Source organism: Mycobacterium gordonae, assembly GCF_001417955.2.
GTDB lineage: Bacteria > Actinomycetota > Actinomycetes > Mycobacteriales > Mycobacteriaceae > Mycobacterium > Mycobacterium gordonae_B.
Genome location: NZ_LKTM01000179.1, coordinates 21552 through 37017 on the forward strand (window position 1 = coordinate 21552; position 15466 = coordinate 37017).

At 66.2% G+C, this 15466-nt stretch carries 19 protein-coding genes; 7 read left to right on the top strand and 12 right to left on the bottom strand.

The genetic code is table 11. The features are described 5' to 3' along the window. Window positions 1-486, top strand: coding sequence for a peroxynitrite isomerase (locus AO501_RS14650; RefSeq protein WP_055578408.1), 486 nt, complete (start codon window positions 1-3; stop codon window positions 484-486). Between the two features lie 3 nt (window positions 487-489). Here AO501_RS14650 and AO501_RS14655 read toward each other — a convergent pair whose 3' ends face one another. The 3 genes from AO501_RS14655 to AO501_RS14665 are packed head-to-tail and all read right to left on the bottom strand — an operon-like array spanning window position 490 to window position 3260. Then, the gene (locus AO501_RS14655; protein WP_055578409.1) at window positions 490-1176 is read right to left on the bottom strand and encodes a PhzF family phenazine biosynthesis protein; all 687 of its coding nucleotides are present in this window, start codon (window positions 1174-1176) and stop codon (window positions 490-492) included. A 33-nt stretch (window positions 1177-1209) separates the two neighbouring features. Then, the gene (locus tag AO501_RS14660) at window positions 1210-2235 is read right to left on the bottom strand and encodes an alpha/beta fold hydrolase (RefSeq protein ID WP_055578410.1); all 1026 of its coding nucleotides are present in this window, start codon (window positions 2233-2235) and stop codon (window positions 1210-1212) included. Between the two features lie 44 nt (window positions 2236-2279). After that, entirely contained in the window at window positions 2280-3260 is a 981-nt protein-coding gene (locus tag AO501_RS14665) for a proteasome assembly chaperone family protein (protein WP_055578411.1), read from the bottom strand. 179 nt (window positions 3261-3439) lie between these two features. On the opposite strand from AO501_RS14665, the gene AO501_RS14670 reads away from it, so the two are divergent. Further along, a complete protein-coding gene (locus tag AO501_RS14670; protein ID WP_055578412.1) occupies window positions 3440-4249 on the top strand; it encodes a trypsin-like serine peptidase in 810 nt (269 codons plus the stop codon). A 33-nt stretch (window positions 4250-4282) separates the two neighbouring features. Here AO501_RS14670 and sthA read toward each other — a convergent pair whose 3' ends face one another. Next, on the bottom strand, window positions 4283-5689 hold the full coding sequence (gene sthA, locus AO501_RS14675) for a Si-specific NAD(P)(+) transhydrogenase (protein WP_156452567.1): 1407 nt from the start codon (window positions 5687-5689) through the stop codon (window positions 4283-4285). 112 nt (window positions 5690-5801) lie between these two features. Here sthA and AO501_RS14680 point away from each other — a divergent pair, with 112 nt between their 5' ends. Beyond that, window positions 5802-6857 (top strand): DUF4192 domain-containing protein, encoded by a 1056-nt coding sequence (locus tag AO501_RS14680; protein ID WP_055578458.1) that lies wholly within the window; start codon window positions 5802-5804, stop codon window positions 6855-6857. A gap of 16 nt (window positions 6858-6873) precedes the next feature. Here the strand turns inward: AO501_RS14680 and AO501_RS14685 are convergent, their stop codons facing one another. The 3 genes from AO501_RS14685 to AO501_RS14695 form a co-directional block, all read right to left on the bottom strand. Continuing rightward, window positions 6874-7566: a metal-dependent transcriptional regulator gene (locus tag AO501_RS14685; protein WP_055578414.1), complete on the bottom strand. Its 693-nt coding sequence runs from the start codon at window positions 7564-7566 to the stop codon at window positions 6874-6876. A 147-nt stretch (window positions 7567-7713) separates the two neighbouring features. Beyond that, entirely contained in the window at window positions 7714-8685 is a 972-nt protein-coding gene (gene sigB / locus AO501_RS14690) for a sigma-70 family RNA polymerase sigma factor SigB (protein ID WP_055578415.1), read from the bottom strand. A gap of 148 nt (window positions 8686-8833) precedes the next feature. Then, on the bottom strand, window positions 8834-9241 hold the full coding sequence (locus AO501_RS14695) for a DUF3099 domain-containing protein (RefSeq protein ID WP_055578416.1): 408 nt from the start codon (window positions 9239-9241) through the stop codon (window positions 8834-8836). A gap of 76 nt (window positions 9242-9317) precedes the next feature. Between AO501_RS14695 and AO501_RS14700 the strand changes: the two genes are divergently transcribed. Continuing rightward, complete coding sequence (locus AO501_RS14700; protein ID WP_055578417.1) at window positions 9318-9557, top strand: DUF3039 domain-containing protein; 240 nt, start codon at window positions 9318-9320, stop codon at window positions 9555-9557. On the opposite strand, the gene AO501_RS14705 is transcribed toward AO501_RS14700, so the two are convergent. Then, window positions 9558-10553, bottom strand: a complete 996-nt coding sequence (locus AO501_RS14705) for a YihY/virulence factor BrkB family protein (protein ID WP_055578418.1) — start codon at window positions 10551-10553, stop codon at window positions 9558-9560. 65 nt (window positions 10554-10618) lie between these two features. Beyond that, a complete protein-coding gene (locus AO501_RS14710; protein ID WP_055578419.1) occupies window positions 10619-10804 on the bottom strand; it encodes a DUF7455 domain-containing protein in 186 nt (61 codons plus the stop codon). A 126-nt stretch (window positions 10805-10930) separates the two neighbouring features. On the opposite strand from AO501_RS14710, the gene AO501_RS14715 reads away from it, so the two are divergent. Continuing rightward, window positions 10931-11311 (top strand): DUF952 domain-containing protein, encoded by a 381-nt coding sequence (locus tag AO501_RS14715; protein WP_156452564.1) that lies wholly within the window; start codon window positions 10931-10933, stop codon window positions 11309-11311. On the opposite strand, the gene AO501_RS14720 is transcribed toward AO501_RS14715, so the two are convergent. After that, on the bottom strand, window positions 11296-11667 hold the full coding sequence (locus AO501_RS14720; RefSeq protein WP_055578420.1) for a RidA family protein: 372 nt from the start codon (window positions 11665-11667) through the stop codon (window positions 11296-11298). The two genes, AO501_RS14715 and AO501_RS14720, sit on opposite strands and share 16 nt — an antisense overlap. A 63-nt stretch (window positions 11668-11730) precedes the next feature. Here AO501_RS14720 and AO501_RS35785 point away from each other — a divergent pair, with 63 nt between their 5' ends. Beyond that, window positions 11731-12186: a DUF4352 domain-containing protein gene (locus AO501_RS35785; RefSeq protein ID WP_055578421.1), complete on the top strand. Its 456-nt coding sequence runs from the start codon at window positions 11731-11733 to the stop codon at window positions 12184-12186. A gap of 19 nt (window positions 12187-12205) precedes the next feature. Further along, window positions 12206-12901 carry an alpha/beta fold hydrolase gene (locus AO501_RS14730; protein WP_055578422.1) on the top strand — a complete coding sequence of 232 codons (696 nt, stop codon included), beginning with the start codon at window positions 12206-12208 and terminating at the stop codon, window positions 12899-12901. Here AO501_RS14730 and AO501_RS14735 read toward each other — a convergent pair. After that, on the bottom strand, window positions 12898-14382 hold the full coding sequence (locus AO501_RS14735; protein WP_055578460.1) for an RNA polymerase sigma factor: 1485 nt from the start codon (window positions 14380-14382) through the stop codon (window positions 12898-12900). The two genes, AO501_RS14730 and AO501_RS14735, sit on opposite strands and share 4 nt — an antisense overlap. Before the next feature lie 178 nt (window positions 14383-14560). Further along, window positions 14561-15355, bottom strand: a complete 795-nt coding sequence (ppgK, locus tag AO501_RS14740; RefSeq protein WP_055578423.1) for a polyphosphate--glucose phosphotransferase — start codon at window positions 15353-15355, stop codon at window positions 14561-14563. Between the last annotated feature and the right edge of the window lie 111 nt (window positions 15356-15466).

Below are 15466 nucleotides of genomic sequence, written 5' to 3' on the forward strand. Positions count from 1 at the left end.
ATGCCCGTCGAACTCCACCCCGCTCTCGCAGCGCTGGAGCCCCTGCTGGGTACCTGGACAGGACGGGGCGCTGGCGAGTACCCCACCATCGAACCTTTCGACTACCTCGAAGAGGTCGTTTTCACGCACGTGGGCAAACCGTTTCTGGTCTACGGGCAGAAGACAAAAGCCCCCGCCGACGGCAAACCCCTGCACGCCGAAACCGGCTACCTGCGGGTACCGCAGCAGGGAAGGCTCGAACTGGTCCTCGCTCACCCGAGCGGCATCACCGAGATCGAAGTCGGTTCGTACTCGGTGGCCGGTGACGTCATCGAGATCGAGCTGGCAACCACCGACATCGGGCTCACGCCGACCGCGAAAGAGGTGACCGCCTTGAGCCGTTCCTTCCGCATCGACGGCGATCAACTGTCCTACTCCCTGCGGATGGGGGCCGTGGGTCAGCCCGAGCAGCACCATCTGGCTGCAGTGCTGCACCGGCAGAGCTGAGCGTCAGTTCACCTGCCGCACGCCGTCATCGGCGACGCGACCGCCGACCTTCGCCCATCCCTCCGCGCTCCACGTCGTCTTGATCAGCGACCCACGGCCTTGCGTGATCACCAGGTCCCGACTGAGGTATTCGGTGATCCGGACCGCCGCGGAGCCGGTCGCCTCGTCTTCGGCCACACCCAGGTTCGACGCGAACATCCGGCTGCGCACCGACCCGCTCTCTCGATCCGCCCACGCCCACAGATAGTGCGCGACGTCGTCGGGGAAATCGGCGGGATCGGCCCGCAGCACCGCATCCGGTGAATCGAAATCGTGGATGGCGAATTCCGGCGCCCATTCCGCGGGTGCGCTGATCTCGGTGAACTCACCGGAGTAACTCACCCGCACCAACCCGGCGGGCAGGTGCAGCGTGTTGATCGGCGTTCCACGTCGCCGCAACCACCACGACGCGCCGACGCACGGGTGACCGGCGAAGGGCAGTTCGGTGCGGGGGGTGTAGATGGTCGCGCGCGCGGTCGTTGCCCCCTGGGCGGGGAGTTCAACGAAAATCGTCTCGCTGTAACCCAATTCGTGTGCGAGTTGCTGGCGGTCGCCCGGGTCGACCAGGCTGGCGTCGACCACACCCAGCGGGTTGCCGAAGTTTCCGTCCGCGTCGGTGAATACCCGCAGCACGGTGACGTCGATGCTCATGGCCCGACCCTACGGGTCGATACGAGTGCTCGATCAGGTGGCGCTGCGCTCGTCGGCCCCCATGGCGTTGAGGACGGCGACTCGGGTGTCGGTCGGCCCGGACACGGTGCGGGCACCGCCGCCGCTGCGCAACAGCTCGCGCAGCGCTGCCTGATCGTATTCGGGTGGCTCGGTGGTGTCGATGAACCGGTGCACGATGTCGAGGAACCGGGCGGGGTCGTCGTGGAAGGGGAAATGGGCGGAATTCTCGAAGATTTCGAGCCGGGATCCGGGCATCGCGGCGTGCGCCATGTGGGCGTGCCGAACCGGGATCACCGAGTCTTTCTCACCCCAGATGATCTGAACCGGGATGGCTTCGGTCAAATAACATCGGTCCAGCATTGTGACGATCTGACCGCGCCAGTCCACCACGGCCCGCAGCGTGCGGGTGAACGCCGAGGACGCCGTCGGCTCGGGCAGGTCGTTGAGGATGCGCAGCATGTTGGGCAGATCGCGGCCTATGGCCGTGGAACCGAGCGCCAGTCCCGCCAACTGTCCGAGTACCTGGACCGCGGGCAGCACCATCGGCAGTCGCAGCAGCGCCAGCGCCTCGGCCCCCATCGGCAGCGAGGCGAACCGCAATGCGATGTTGACGTCCTTGGTGACACCGCCGGCACCCACCAGGATCAGCCGGTCGACCAAATGCGGGAACTGGTAAGCGAATTGCATCGCAACCCCGCCACCGAGGGAATGACCGATGATCGTCACCCGTTCGATGTCCAGCACGCTGAGCAGGTCCCGCATACCGTTGGCGTAGGCCGCAGTGGAGTAGTCGGCGCGCGGTTTGTCGGATTTGCCGTGGCCCAGCAGGTCCGGGGCGATGACGGTGAATCGCTGGGCGAGCTTGGCGTGCACGCCGGTCCAGGTGGTCGAGTTGTCGCCGATGCCGTGGATCAGCAGGATCGCCGGACCGGACCCTGCGATCCGGAACGCCCGCTTGTAGCCGTGGATGGTGCGAAACTGCAGTGACGGGGATGTCACTTCTCGCACCGGGCGGAGAGTACGCGTCCGCTCGGTCATGTCGGCAACCTCGTTGTCGGGCCGGGTAGGCGTGTCGGAAGCGGTTACTTCGCGTTGTCGTCGTCGTCGAATTTCTTCTCAGCCTGTTGAGCCAGGAACCGCTCGAATTCGGCACCCAGTTCATCGCCGCTAGGCAGGTCCTCGTCGTTCGTCAGTAAGGATCTGTTTTCCTGAGCGTCAATGAACGCATCGTACTGGCGCTCGAGTGCGGCCACCACTTGAGCGACTTCCGCGCTCGCCTGCACCTGTTCGTCGATCTTGGCCCGAATCTCGGTGGCCGCCTCGGTGAGTGCCGTCAGCGGCAAGTCCAGCGAACCCGTCTTGGCCACCTGCTCGAGTAACGCCTGGGCCGCGGCCGGGTAGTCGGTCTGCGTCAGGTAGTGCGGGACGTGCACCGTGAACCCGACGACCTCGTGCCCGTGCTGTGCCATGCGGTATTCCAGCAGGTTGGATGCACTGCCGGGAACCTGGATTTCGGAGATCCACGGCTGGAAGTCCGCGATCAGGTCCGCGTTGTTGGAGTGTGCGGTCATCGTGACGGGACGGGTGTGGGGAACGGCCATCGGGACCGTGCCGAGTCCGATCGTCTGGCGCACCCCGAGTCGTTCGGCGAGCAGTCGCACGGCGGTGATGAAGCGCTCCCACTTCAAGTCCGGTTCCATGCCGGCCAGCAACAGAAACGGTGTGCCGACGGTGTCGCGCAGCGCGTACAGACTCAGCTCTGGGTCGTCGTAATTGGTGAAGTGGTCGGTCTTGAACGTCATCAACGGTCGCCGCGAGCGGTAATCCAGCAGTTCGTCGATGGCGAACGACGCGACCAGTTCGGTGTCCAGCGCCGCCCGCAAGTGGCGGGAAGCCAGCCGGATGGCGTGACCGGCGTCGGAGAAGCCTTCCAGGGCATGTATCAACACCGGCCCGCGGCCGTCGGACGTCGACAACACAGGGGCCGGGAACTCCAGCTCATACATGCCGGGTTGTCCTGGCTGGTACTCCTGCGCCTCTTCGGGTTCGTAGTGGTCGGACATCGGTGCTGCCTCCTCTCGGGGTCTCGCAAGGTTTCTCCAGGGTGCCCTGTCCAGTGTCCCTCAATCGATGCGGCTCTCCATTATCGATGACCCGGGCCTTTTGCTGCCCCACTTACCAACGCACGAGGCGAAGTTTCTATTCGCTTGCCAGGGCCCGCTGTCAGGCATGATGGATCTCGATGCGCGCCGTGACGGGGATTCTGTGCCTGCCGGTAAGCCTGGCGGTGTTACTCACGTCATGCGCCCGGCCGGCTCATCATGCGTCCGTCGGCGGTAGCCCGCCGTCGAAGCCGGGCAGTTCGATGCAGCGCCTCAGCGAACCCGGGAAAGCGGTCCTGGATCCGCGGGTGGGCGCGATATTTCGCGGCGTTTCCCAGGAGGGCGGCAACCTGCACGTCTGCACCGGGTCGGTGGTGCATTCCACGGGCGGCGACCTGGTGCTGACCGCTGCGCACTGTCTGCTCGGTGAGATGGACGCCACGTTCGTTCCCGGTTTTGTCGGCGAGGCGACGACCAACGACACCTTCACGGTCGACGAGGTCTTCTTCGACGCTCGCTGGATCGCCAGCCGGGATCCGCACGCGGATTACGCGATCGCCAAGGTCAGCGGCGGCACCGGATCGGTGGAGCGGCGGGCCGGCGCAGCCCTGGCGCTGGGTACCGCGCCGGCGGCAGGCAGCCGGGTGAGTGTGACGGGGTACCCCGCCGGCGTCGGCGGCCGGCCCGTTGCCTGCGAAGGCACCACCGGTGTCACCGATGGCGGGTTTCCGTCCGTGCCGTGCAAAGGACTCGTCGACGGAACCAGTGGCGCGCCATGGATCAGCGGGTCGACGGTCGTCGGAGTGGTCGGTGGATTCGAAGGCGGCGGGTGCACCGAAAGTGTCTCGTATTCAGCGCCTTTCGACGAGAATACCAGGCAACTGCTGGCCCGTGCCGAAGCCGGCGGTCCCGGTGACAGCCCGCCGGCCGATTACGACGACACCTGCTGACGCCACGCTTTAGCGCCGGAAGCTGACGCCCCGTTAGCGCCGGAACTGGTGCAGCGCGCGCATCTTGTTGGTCACGTCCAGCGCGGCGACCTTGTACGCCTCCGAGAACGTCGGGTAATTGAACACCGCATCCACCAGGTAGTCGACGGTGCCTCCGCAGCCCATGACGGCCTGTCCGATGTGCACCATCTCGGTGGCGCTGGTGCCGAAGATGTGGGCGCCCAGCAGCGTGCGGTCGGTGGTGGACACCAGCAGCTTGAGCATGCCGTAGGAGTCGCCCGCGATCTGGCCGCGGGCCAGTTCCCGGTACCGGCACACGCCCACCTCGTAGGGAACCGAGTCCTTGGTCAGCTCCACCTCGGTCTTGCCGACATAGGACACCTCGGGAATCGAGTAGATCCCGATCGGCTGCAGTTCGGTGATGCCGTCGGTCGGCTCGCCGAAGGCGTAGTAGGCGGCCAGTCGCCCCTGGTCCATCGAGGTCGCGGCCAGCGCCGGGAATCCGATGACGTCACCCACGGCGTAGATGTGTTCGACCTTGGTGCGGAACTGGTCGTCGACGAAAATCCTTCCGCGGTGGTCGCTTTCGAGGCCGGCGTGCTCCAGGCCCAGGTGCTCGGTCTGGCCTTCGCGGCCCGCCGAGTACATCACCGTCTCCGCGGGGATCTGCTTTCCGCTGCCCAGGGTGGTGACGGTCCCCGACGAGCCGACGTCGACGGCGGTGACTTCCTCGCCGAACCGGAACGTCACTGCCAGGTCGCGTAGGTGGAACTTCAGCGCCTCGACGATCTCCGGGTCGCAGAAGTCGAGCATGGTGTCCCGCTTCTCCACAACGGTGACCTTGGTGCCCAGTGCGGCGAACATCGACGCGTACTCGATGCCGATCACGCCCGCGCCTACGACGACCATCGACGCCGGCAGCGACCGCAGGTCCAGGATGCCGTCGGAGTCCAGCACCCGATGCTCGTCGAACTCGACGCCGGATGGCCGTGCGGGTTTGGTGCCCGTAGCGATGACGATGTAGTCACCGCTGACCGTCACGCGCTCGCCCTGGGCGTCTTCCTCCACCAGGACGGTGTGGGGGTCGATGAATCGGCCGTGCCCGAGCACCAGGTCGATCCGGTTTCTCATCAGCTGCGAGCGCACCACATCGACTTGCTTGCTGATCACGTGCTGGGTCCGTGCCAGCAGGTCGGCGGGGGTGATCTTGTCTTTCACCCGGTAGCTGGCGCCGTAGAGTTCGCGCTGGCTCATTCCGGTCAGGTAGACGACCGCCTCGCGCAGCGTTTTCGACGGGATCGTGCCGGTGTTGACGCAGACGCCGCCGACCATCCGGCCACGCTCGACGATGGCGACCGACTTGCCCAATTTGGCCGCTGCGATGGCGGCCTTCTGGCCGCCGGGCCCGGATCCGATAACGACCAGGTCGTACTCGCGCATCGAAGTCATGTGTAGACGATAAAGCCCACAGTCGCGACTTTCTCCACAAGCGGGCGGCTGAATCACGTTGCGCGAGCACGCAGTGACGGTGAGTGTCGTCACCGTTGACGCCATGACGACGCATGGACCTGGTTTTGAACTGAAAAGCCCCGGCAGTCTGATCGCCGCGCTGCCGGCGATCCTCGGCTTTGTACCGGAGAAATCGCTGGTGCTGGTGACATTCGAGGGCCGAGCCCTCGGGGCGGTGGTGCGCGCCGACTTGTCCGACGAACTCCTCGACCGGGTGGACGACCTCGTCAAGGTCGCTGCCGCGGCGGATCCGGACAGGGTGATCGCGGTCATCGTCGACGCCGAGGGTGCGGCGTGTCCGGGATGCAACGAGGAGCACCGTCAGTTGTGCGAAGCGCTCACCGATGCTCTGTCGGAGTACGGCATCGAGCACTACGCGGCGCATGTGGTGGATCGCATCGTCGCGGGCGGCCGCTGGCACTGCGTCGACGGTTGCGGCGCGGGCGGCGAGATCGACGATCCCTCGGCGTCACCGGTTGCTGCGGCGGCGGTTCTGGAAGGTCGCCGCCTCTACTCACGACGTGCCGATCTGCAGGCGGTGATCGCGCTGGACCCGCTGCGCAGCGCGGCACTTTTGCCGGTGGTGGAACGGGCCGCGAGCGCCCGCGAGATCGAGCACGACGCAGACCCCGCCGGCTGCAGCCGCCGCGATGTGGAGAACGCGATGGCGGCGGCCGCGCGGGTCGACGACGGGGAATCGCTGTCCGACGCTGAGTTGGCCGAGGTGGGTTGCGCGCTGACCGACGTCCAGGTGCGCGACACGTTGTACGCGCTCGCGGTGGGGGAGGACGCGGATGCCGCGGAGTCGCTGTGGGTCCTGCTGGCGCGCCTGCTGCCGCAGCCGTGGCGGGTGGAAGCGTTGGTGTTGCTGGCGTTCAGCGCCTACGTGCGCGGCGACGGACCGCTGGCGGGTCTGTCGCTGGACGCGGCGCTGCGCTGCGACCCGGGTCACCGGATGGCAGGCATGCTGGATCAGGCGTTGCAATCAGGCTTGCGGCCCACGGACATTCGGCAGCTGGGCGGCACGGGCTATCGGCTGGCCGAGCAACTCGGCGTGCGATTGCCGCCGCGGCAGACCTTCGGCCAACGCGCGGGCTGAGTGAACCGGACGGGGGTCAGACCTTCTCGACCTTGACCGCGTGCGCCATCTCGTGTGGCAGGGTGACGTTCTCGTGACCGGGAATGAGGATGGTTACCCCGCCGCTCTGGCCGTTTTCGACGGTGACGCGCGCATTCGGCACCACGCCGGCGTCCTTGAGGCGGGCGATCAGGTCGATGTCGCCCTGCACGTGCTCGGTGAGCTGGCGGACCACGACGGCAACCGGTGATCCGGGGGGAAGTTCGGTCAGCCGCACCAGGCTGACGTCGTCGGCGCCGGAGTCCGGGCCGACACCGAGGTCCAGTAGTCCGGGAATCGGGTTGCCGAACGGCGACGTCGTCGGGTTGTTGAGCACCTTGACCAGCCGGCGCTCCACGTCCTCGCTCATCACGTGCTCCCACCGGCATGCCTCGGCGTGCACTTCCTCCCAGGGCAGTCCGATGACGTCGACCAGCAGGCGCTCAGCGAGGCGGTGCTTGCGCATCACCGAGATGGCCAGCGCCCGGCCCTTATCGGTGAGTTCGAGGTGCCGGTCGCCCGCGACACGGAGCAACCCGTCGCGTTCCATCCGGGAGACGGTCTGGCTGACGGTCGGTCCGCTCTGCTCGAGCCGTTCGGCGATGCGGGCGCGCAGCGGCGTTACGCCCTCTTCCTCGAGGTCGTAGATCGTCCGTAGGTACATCTCGGTGGTATCGACCAGGTCGTTCATTCAGCATCCTCCGTTGCCGCCGAGTCTACTTCGCCAGCCGCGCCAGTGGTTTGTCCAAAACGCCCCACCGCAGCAGTATGCCCGCCGCGCATGCGCGGCGGGCACACCGTCTCGTACCAAGCTTGCCAAATGGGCCTGGGCGACGCCTCAGCTGGCGTACGACCGCAGGCGGTCGGCCCGCTCGCCGTGGCGCAACTTGCACATCACGTCACGCTCGATCTGGCGAACCCGCTCGCGCGACAGGCCGAACAGCTTGCCGATCTGGTCCAGGGTGCGCGGCTGGCCGTCATCCAGACCGAAACGCAGCCGGATCACCTGATGCTCGCGTTCGTCGAGCGTGGCGAGCACGCTGCGGATGTCGGTGTGCAGCAGTTCGGCGATCACCGCGTTCTCCGCGGACATGGCTTCGGCGTCCTCGATGAAGTCACCCAGCGGGGCCTCTTCCTCGGAGCCGACCGGCATGTCCAGGCTCACCGGGTCGCGACTGTGCTCGAGCAGGTCGTTGATCTTCTCGATGGGGATGCCGGATTCCTCGGCCAGCTCCTCGTCAGTGGCTTCGCGGCCCAGATTCTGGTGCATCTCCCGCTTGATCCGCGCGAGCTTGTTGACCTGCTCGACAAGATGGACGGGAAGCCGAATCGTGCGGCTCTGGTCGGCCATGCCGCGGGTGATGGCCTGCCGGATCCACCACGTGGCGTACGTGGAGAACTTGAAACCCTTTGCGTAGTCGAACTTTTCCATCGCCCGGATGAGACCGAGGTTGCCCTCCTGGATCAGGTCGAGCAGCGGCATGCCGCGTCCGGTGTAGCGCTTGGCCAGCGACACCACCAATCGCAGGTTGGCTTCCAGCAGGTGACGACGGGCGGCCTGACCATCGCGAACCACCGCAGCGAGATCGCGTTTCCGGTTCTCGCCGAGGCGCTTCCGGGTTTCCAGCAGGTGCTCGGCATACAACCCGGCCTCGATGCGCTTGGCCAACTCGACTTCGTCGGCGGCGTTGAGCAACGCCGTCTTTCCGATGCCGTTCAGATACACGCGCACCAAGTCTGCAGCTGGGCTTTGAGCATCCAGATCGCCGTCGAACCGGCTTGTGGTGGCCCGTGTAGTGAGTTCGGCCATTGCGCCCTCCCGATTGGCTTGTCTTGTCATGTGGTTAACGAGAAGCCCGCCGGTTGAGTTCCCACCCGATCCTCATCTCACACCCCGTGACGTGCACAAATACGGCGCTGACCTGAGAATGTCCTGAGAAGTGGCGCGAGAGGGACGGTTAGTCGGAACCGTCCGGGTCAATCGTCTGCGGATCAGGCCGCGGTGCGAAGTGCGGCCGCGGCTCCAGCGCCGGGCGCTCGGCGGTCGGGAACAACGGCGTGCGATGCCTGGCGGGCTCGAAGCGCCGTGGCTCGTCGGCGCTGCGCGGCGGCCGGTCGTTGGCGATCAGAACGGCGATCCACGGCAACGGTATAGAGGCCGCCACGATCAGCAGCGAGACCAGACCGTTGTGCCACGCGCCGTAGGCGAAAGCGGCCAGCAGCAGTGCCGGTATCCGAAAAGCCATGATGCTCAAGTATTTACGCACCCGCGCGCGATGCTGCACCTCGTAGGACGGTGCGGCAGCAGTGATCAGTACAGGCCGGCCCTCTTGGTCGAAGCCGTCGAACTCTGGGCCCCGCTTCATACATCCACTGTTGCACACTCAGCCGATTCCGGTTTCCCCGGTGTCTGGTGGCAGGCCAGGAGGCAGAATATGAGGGATGGACACCCAGACGATCGAGCGCACCGATACCCGCGAACGCACCGACGACGGGACCGGTAGCGATACGCCGAAGTACTTCCACTACGTCAAGAAGGACAAGATCGCCGAGAGCGCGGTCATGGGCAATCACGTTGTCGCGTTGTGCGGCGAGGTATTTCCCGTCACCAAGGCCGCCAAGCCGGGCTCGCCCGTGTGCCCCGACTGCAAGCAGATCTACGAGCGGCTCAAGAAGGGCTGATCAGGCCTTCGGTTCCACCGGGTCGGCCGGTTCCATCGCCGCGGTGTTGGGCTGCGGTGGCGCCGGGTCCGCCGAGCCCGACAGCGCGGCGGTGCGGCGCAGGACCCAGTTCCGCAGGCGGTGCGCGTGCGTGGCTGGTGCCGGCCATTCCTCTTGGATGGCGGCGTTGAACTCAGCGCCGATCATGATCGAGAAGCCGCCGAAGAACGCGAACAGCAGAAACGCGATCGGCGTGGCCAGTGCACCGTAGGTATAGCCGGTGCTGCCGATCCACCGCAGGTAGAAGCGCAAGCCGAGAGTCGCGACCAGGAACACCACCGAGGCCAGCACGGTGCCCGGTATCAATCTGTGCGTCGGCAGCGGCACCGGCAGCGCCACGCGGTACAGCACGGTCACTCCGGCCATCAGACCGAGGATCAACGCCGGGTAGTAGCCGTAGTGCAACAGATTCTGCAGACCGACCGGGATGTGCTCGCTCACTTTGCGCGGGCCCACCACCGCCACCGGCGCCGTGATGACCACGAACGCCAACATCACGATGTAGAGGAACAGCGAGAAGAACCGCTGCCGGACCGGATGACGCAACGGCGTCTGATCGTGGGCCTCCACCACGGCGTCGACGAACGAGGAGATAGCCGACGAGCCTGCCCACAACGAGATGAGGAAACCCAGCGAGGCGACCTCGCCACCGGCAGTGGTGGTGATGTCGCGGATGGACGGCTCGATGATCTCGTTGACGACGTTGGGAGAGAAGAAGTTCCGGGCCGTCGACAGCGTGCTCTTGATGATCGAGGGCAGGGTGTCCGCGCCGAATAGCGGCGCCACCCAGGCCAATGTGCCCAATATGCCCAGCAATAGCGGGGGCGTCGAGAGACAGGTCCAAAAACCGGCTTCCGCCGATTCCGAGAAAATCGAATCGTCCCACGCCTTGGACAGCGTCCTACGGCTTATTTGCCAGACGTGGTGGCGGGCGGGTTTTGGGACCTGGTCGCTCATACCCGTCCAGCATTGCCCATCAGACCTCGCACGCGCGACATTGGGCCGGGCGAGTTCTGCGGCAATTACTGGCCGCTGACCTCCAGCACCGCCGCCAGCTCAGCCAGCTTGGCTTCGTGCTTGTTGGCGTGGTGCTGGCAGAAGAGGAGCTCAGCGCCCGAAGGCAGCTTGGCGCGGACCCGGGCGGCGGCACCGCAGCGATCGCAGCGGTCCGCTCGAGTGAGCTCGGGACTGGTCAGAGTTGCGTTCATGGCTCCTCCGTTCTGGCGATAATTTCACTCTGTCAGACGTTCAGAGTTTTCGCCTTGTTCCCTGACCGTTATGAGGTGTGTCGTTTCTCACGAATATTTGCCCACAAATGGGGCAGGGTAATCACCGTGTCGGAAATTGCCGCTGTACTGGTGCGTTTGTGCTCTGAGCAGGAGTGGTCCGGCGCTCAGGAGCGGGGTTTCTTCCCGCCGGAGTCCGCCGGCCCGGAGGCCGAGGCGTTCGTCCATCTGTCGACCATCGAGCAGGTTCACCTGCCGGCCAATCGGCTCTACCGCGGCCGTGGCGACATGATGCTGCTGTATCTCGACGCCGCGGCTCTCGACGCGCCCGTCCGATGGGAGCGCGGAGTGCCGACCGACCCGGAGTCGATGCGCTTTCCCCATCTGTATGGCCCGCTGCCGGTCCAGGCGGTCATCAAGGCGGTGGCCTACCCGCCAGCGGCCGACGGTAGTTTCCCGGCGCTACGCGGCGCTCAGGACGCGACGTAAGCGTCGGCCTCGATCTCCACCAGCAGCTCGGGTGCGATCAACGCCGACACCTCGACCATGGTGGCGACCGGACGGATCTGTCCGAACACCTCGGCATGTGCGTCGCCCACTTCGCGCCATCGGGAAATGTCGGTCACATAGATGCGGGTGCGAATGACGTCGGCCAGCGTGGCTCCGGCCTGGCCGAGGGCAGTTTCGATGCGGCGCAATGCATCCCGGGTCTGCGCAGCGAGGCTGTCGCCGCTGCCGGTAGTGCCGGCCACCGCCACCAACGGGCCGACGCGCACTGCTCTGGAATAGCCGACGACCGGTTCGAACCCGGAGTCTGAGGGAATGTTGTGGCGGTTCGCTGACATGGGCGACACAGTACGAGGGTGCGCCGCTTTACCCGCGCGGGATCTGCTGGTACCTGTGCTGGGGTGCGCAGCAACACCGCTGTGGTGTGGACCCTGGCAGCCCTGGCGTCCTCGGGTTGCCTGGGCGCGCCGCACGCCTCCAACCCGTCACTCAACGACGAGGTCCGGGTCGGCGACCTGGCTTTCACCGTGACGGCGATCAACCTCGGGGTCCCGCAGACCGGCCACCGGACCGCGCAAGGTGTCTTTGTGGTCGTCAACCTCGCGGTAGGGAACAGGGGCGATCGGCCGCGATCGGTGTATTGCCAGGACCAGACGCTCAGGGACCCCGCGGGCAAGAGTTACGGGAACGCGCTGAACCTCGACTCACCTGCGGACGTCGTCTCCGTCGGTCCGGGCAACACGGTGCTCGTCAAGTGCGCGTTCGACGTCCCGACCGGAACGCTGCCCGCTGCGATCGAACTGCGCGACTCGCAGTACTCCAAGGGCGTGCGGGTGGCACTGCTGGGCGGAGGCTGAATGACGTTACCGTGATTCGGTGACGACTTTCGCGTTGGTGCACGGTGGCTGGCTGGGGGCGTGGTCGTGGGACGAAGTGGCTGCACTGCTGCGGCAGGCTCAACACCACGTGATCGCGGTGGATCTACCCATCGATGACCCGACGGCAAGCTTCGCGACGTATGCGGACGAGGTGTGCCAGGCACTGGGAGGCTGTGACGACGACGTCGTGGTCGTGGGGCACTCGCTCGGCGGTCACACGATTCCGTTGGTCGCGGCTCGCCGTCCGGTCCGGCACCTCGTCTACCTGTGTGCGCTGCTGCCGGACATCGGTCGCAGCCTGGCGGACCAGGTGGCCACCGAGACCGACATGCTGAATCCAGTCTGGCTGAGCGGCCTCAGCGAACCGGATGATCAGCTGCGGACGAGATGGGTCGACCGGGACATAGCCCGGACCCTTATCTGTGCTGACTGCGACGACGCCACGGCGGAAGCCGTACTCGACCGGCTCCGGCCGCAAGCAGCGCTGCCCAATGTGGCGCCGTTCTCGCTGGCCGAATTTCCGGACGTGGAGTGCACGTACGTGGTGTGCACCGAGGACCAGTTCGTCCAGCCGGACTGGTCACGGCGGGTCGCCCGCGAACGGCTCGGCGCCCAGATCGTCGAACTGCCGGGTGGTCACTCCCCGCTGCTGTCTCGCCCGGCCGCGGTGGTAGACGTACTGCTGAGCCGCTAGTCCAGGTAGTCGCGGAGGACCTGCGAGCGGCTGGGGTGGCGCAGCTTGGACATCGTCTTGGACTCGATCTGACGGATCCGCTCGCGGGTCACGCCGTACACCTGACCGATCTCGTCCAGGGTCCGCGGCTGGCCGTCGGTGAGCCCGAAGCGCAGCCGCACGACGCCGGCCTCGCGCTCGGAAAGCGTGTCCAGCACCGACTGCAGCTGGTCCTGCAGCAGCGTGAAGGACACCGCGTCCACCGCCACGACGGCCTCGCTGTCCTCGATGAAATCGCCGAGCTGGCTGTCACCCTCGTCGCCGATGGTCTGGTCCAGCGAGATGGGCTCCCGGGCGTACTGCTGGATCTCCAGCACCTTCTCGGGCGTGATGTCCATTTCCTTGGCGAGTTCCTCAGGTGTGGGCTCGCGGCCCAGGTCCTGCAGCAACTCGCGCTGGATGCGGCCCAGCTTGTTGATGACCTCGACCATGTGCACCGGGATGCGGATGGTGCGGGCCTGGTCGGCCATGGCGCGGGTGATGGCCTGGCGGATCCACCACGTCGCGTAGGTGGAGAACTTGTAGCCCTTGGTGTAGTCGAATTTCTCGACCGCGCGGATCAGACCGAGGTTGCCCTCCTGGATGAGATCCAGGAACGCCATGCCACGACCGGTGTAGCGCTTGGCCAGCGACACCACCAGACGCAAGTTGGCTTCCAGCAGATGGTTTTTCGCGCGGTCGCCGTCGCGGCAGATCCACAGCATGTCGCGGCGCTGGGCGGCCGGCAGCTTCTCGCCGCGATCGGTCAGCTCGACCATCAGCTGGGTCGCGTACAGGCCGGCTTCAATGCGCTTGGCCAGCTCGACCTCTTCCTCGGCGTTGAGCAGCGCCACCTTGCCGATCTGCTTGAGGTACGCGCGCACCGAGTCGGCGGAGGCGGTCAGCTCGGCGTCCTTGCGGGCCTGGCGCAACGCCTCGGACTCGTCCTCGTCCCAGACGAAATCGCCGGAGGCTTTGTCCTTTTCGGTGGGCTCGGCGATGTCCTCGTCTTCTTCGACGGGGGCGGCGGTGACCACGGCGGCCGTCGGGGTCTCAGCCTCCTCGGCGTCGCCCGGGTCGATGTCGGAGTCCTCGGCGTCCGGGGCCACGTCCTCGTCCAGGTCGTCGAGGCTCAGGTCGCCCGCTTCGATTTCGATGTCGTCGCCGGGCTCCACGTCGAGGTCGGTGTCGAGTTCCTCACCGGCTTCGAGGGTGACGTCATCAGGCGATACACCGTCGGCATCCTTGGTCCTGGCGGCCGGTGCCTTCGCGGCGGCCTTGGCGCGGGTCTTCCTCGGAGCCGCGCCGGGCGCGCCGTCGGCTGCGGATCCGGCGGCCTTTGCGGCCCGCTTCGCCGGAGCGGCGCCAGGGGCGGCCTTGGCCGCCGTCCGCTTGGCGGGAGACTTCGCGGCGGTGCGCTTCACCGGCTCATCGGTTGCCGCACTTGCCTTGGTCGGTGCCACGTACACCCCTTCAGTTGGACGCACTTCCGGTGGGTCTGGGCATGGAAGACCGAAAGTGTCTGTTATGTCGATTGTCGGCGTTTGATATCAGCGTGAGTATCGCGCGCTATCGGTTTGGGCGGCCGCCGACGACCATTGTAACTTCACACGGCCCTCGTACTGGTCGAGCGGACAAAATTCAGTGCGTCACGTCGCCGGCCGACGCCATCGCAGCGCCCACGATTCCGGCGGCGTTCTGCAGGGTTGCCGGCACGACCGGGGTGCGGTTTTCCAGCAGATGCACCCATTTATCGGCCTTGCGGCTGATACCGCCGCCCGCGATGAACAGGTCGGGCCAGATCGCGTTCTCGATGGCGACCAGCACCCTGGTCACCTGTTTGGTCCACTTTTCGTAGCTCCATCCGTTTCGTTCTTTCACCGACGAAGCCGCCCGCTGCTCGGCTTCTTTACCGCCGACCTCGAGGTGGCCGAACTCGGTGTTGGGAATCAGCTTGCCGTTGTGAATGAGCGCCGATCCGATGCCGGTGCCGAAGGTGAGCAGTACGACCAGACCCTCATGGCCTTTGCCGGCGCCGTAGCGTTCCTCCGCCAGGCCCGCGGCATCGGCGTCGTTGAGGATCGTGACCTCCTGGCCGGAGAGTTCGGCGCTGATGATGTCGCGGGCGTTGGTCCCGATCCAGGCCTTGTCCACGTTTGCCGCCGTCTGCACGATGCCGTGCGTGACAACGCCCGGGTAGGTGACCCCGAGCGGTCCGGTCCAGCCGAATCCGTTGACCACCTCGGCGATGGTCTTGGCGACGGCGTCGGGGGTGGCGGGTTGCGGGGTGAGCAGTTTGATCCGGTCACCGATCAACTGACCGGTGTCCAGATCGACGATCGCTCCCTTGATGCCGCTGCCGCCTACGTCGATTCCGAATCCTCGGCGCTGCGACGGGGGGCCGCCGGCATCAATCCCAGAGACGGTGCTGGTCATCGAATCTCCTCGGCGAGACTTGGTGGTTTGCCCACCTTATCGACCCGGTACGCCAAACGGGGTGAGGCGGGTTGCGTCCGTTGAGGAGTCGGCGCCTGTGGTGCGATAGAT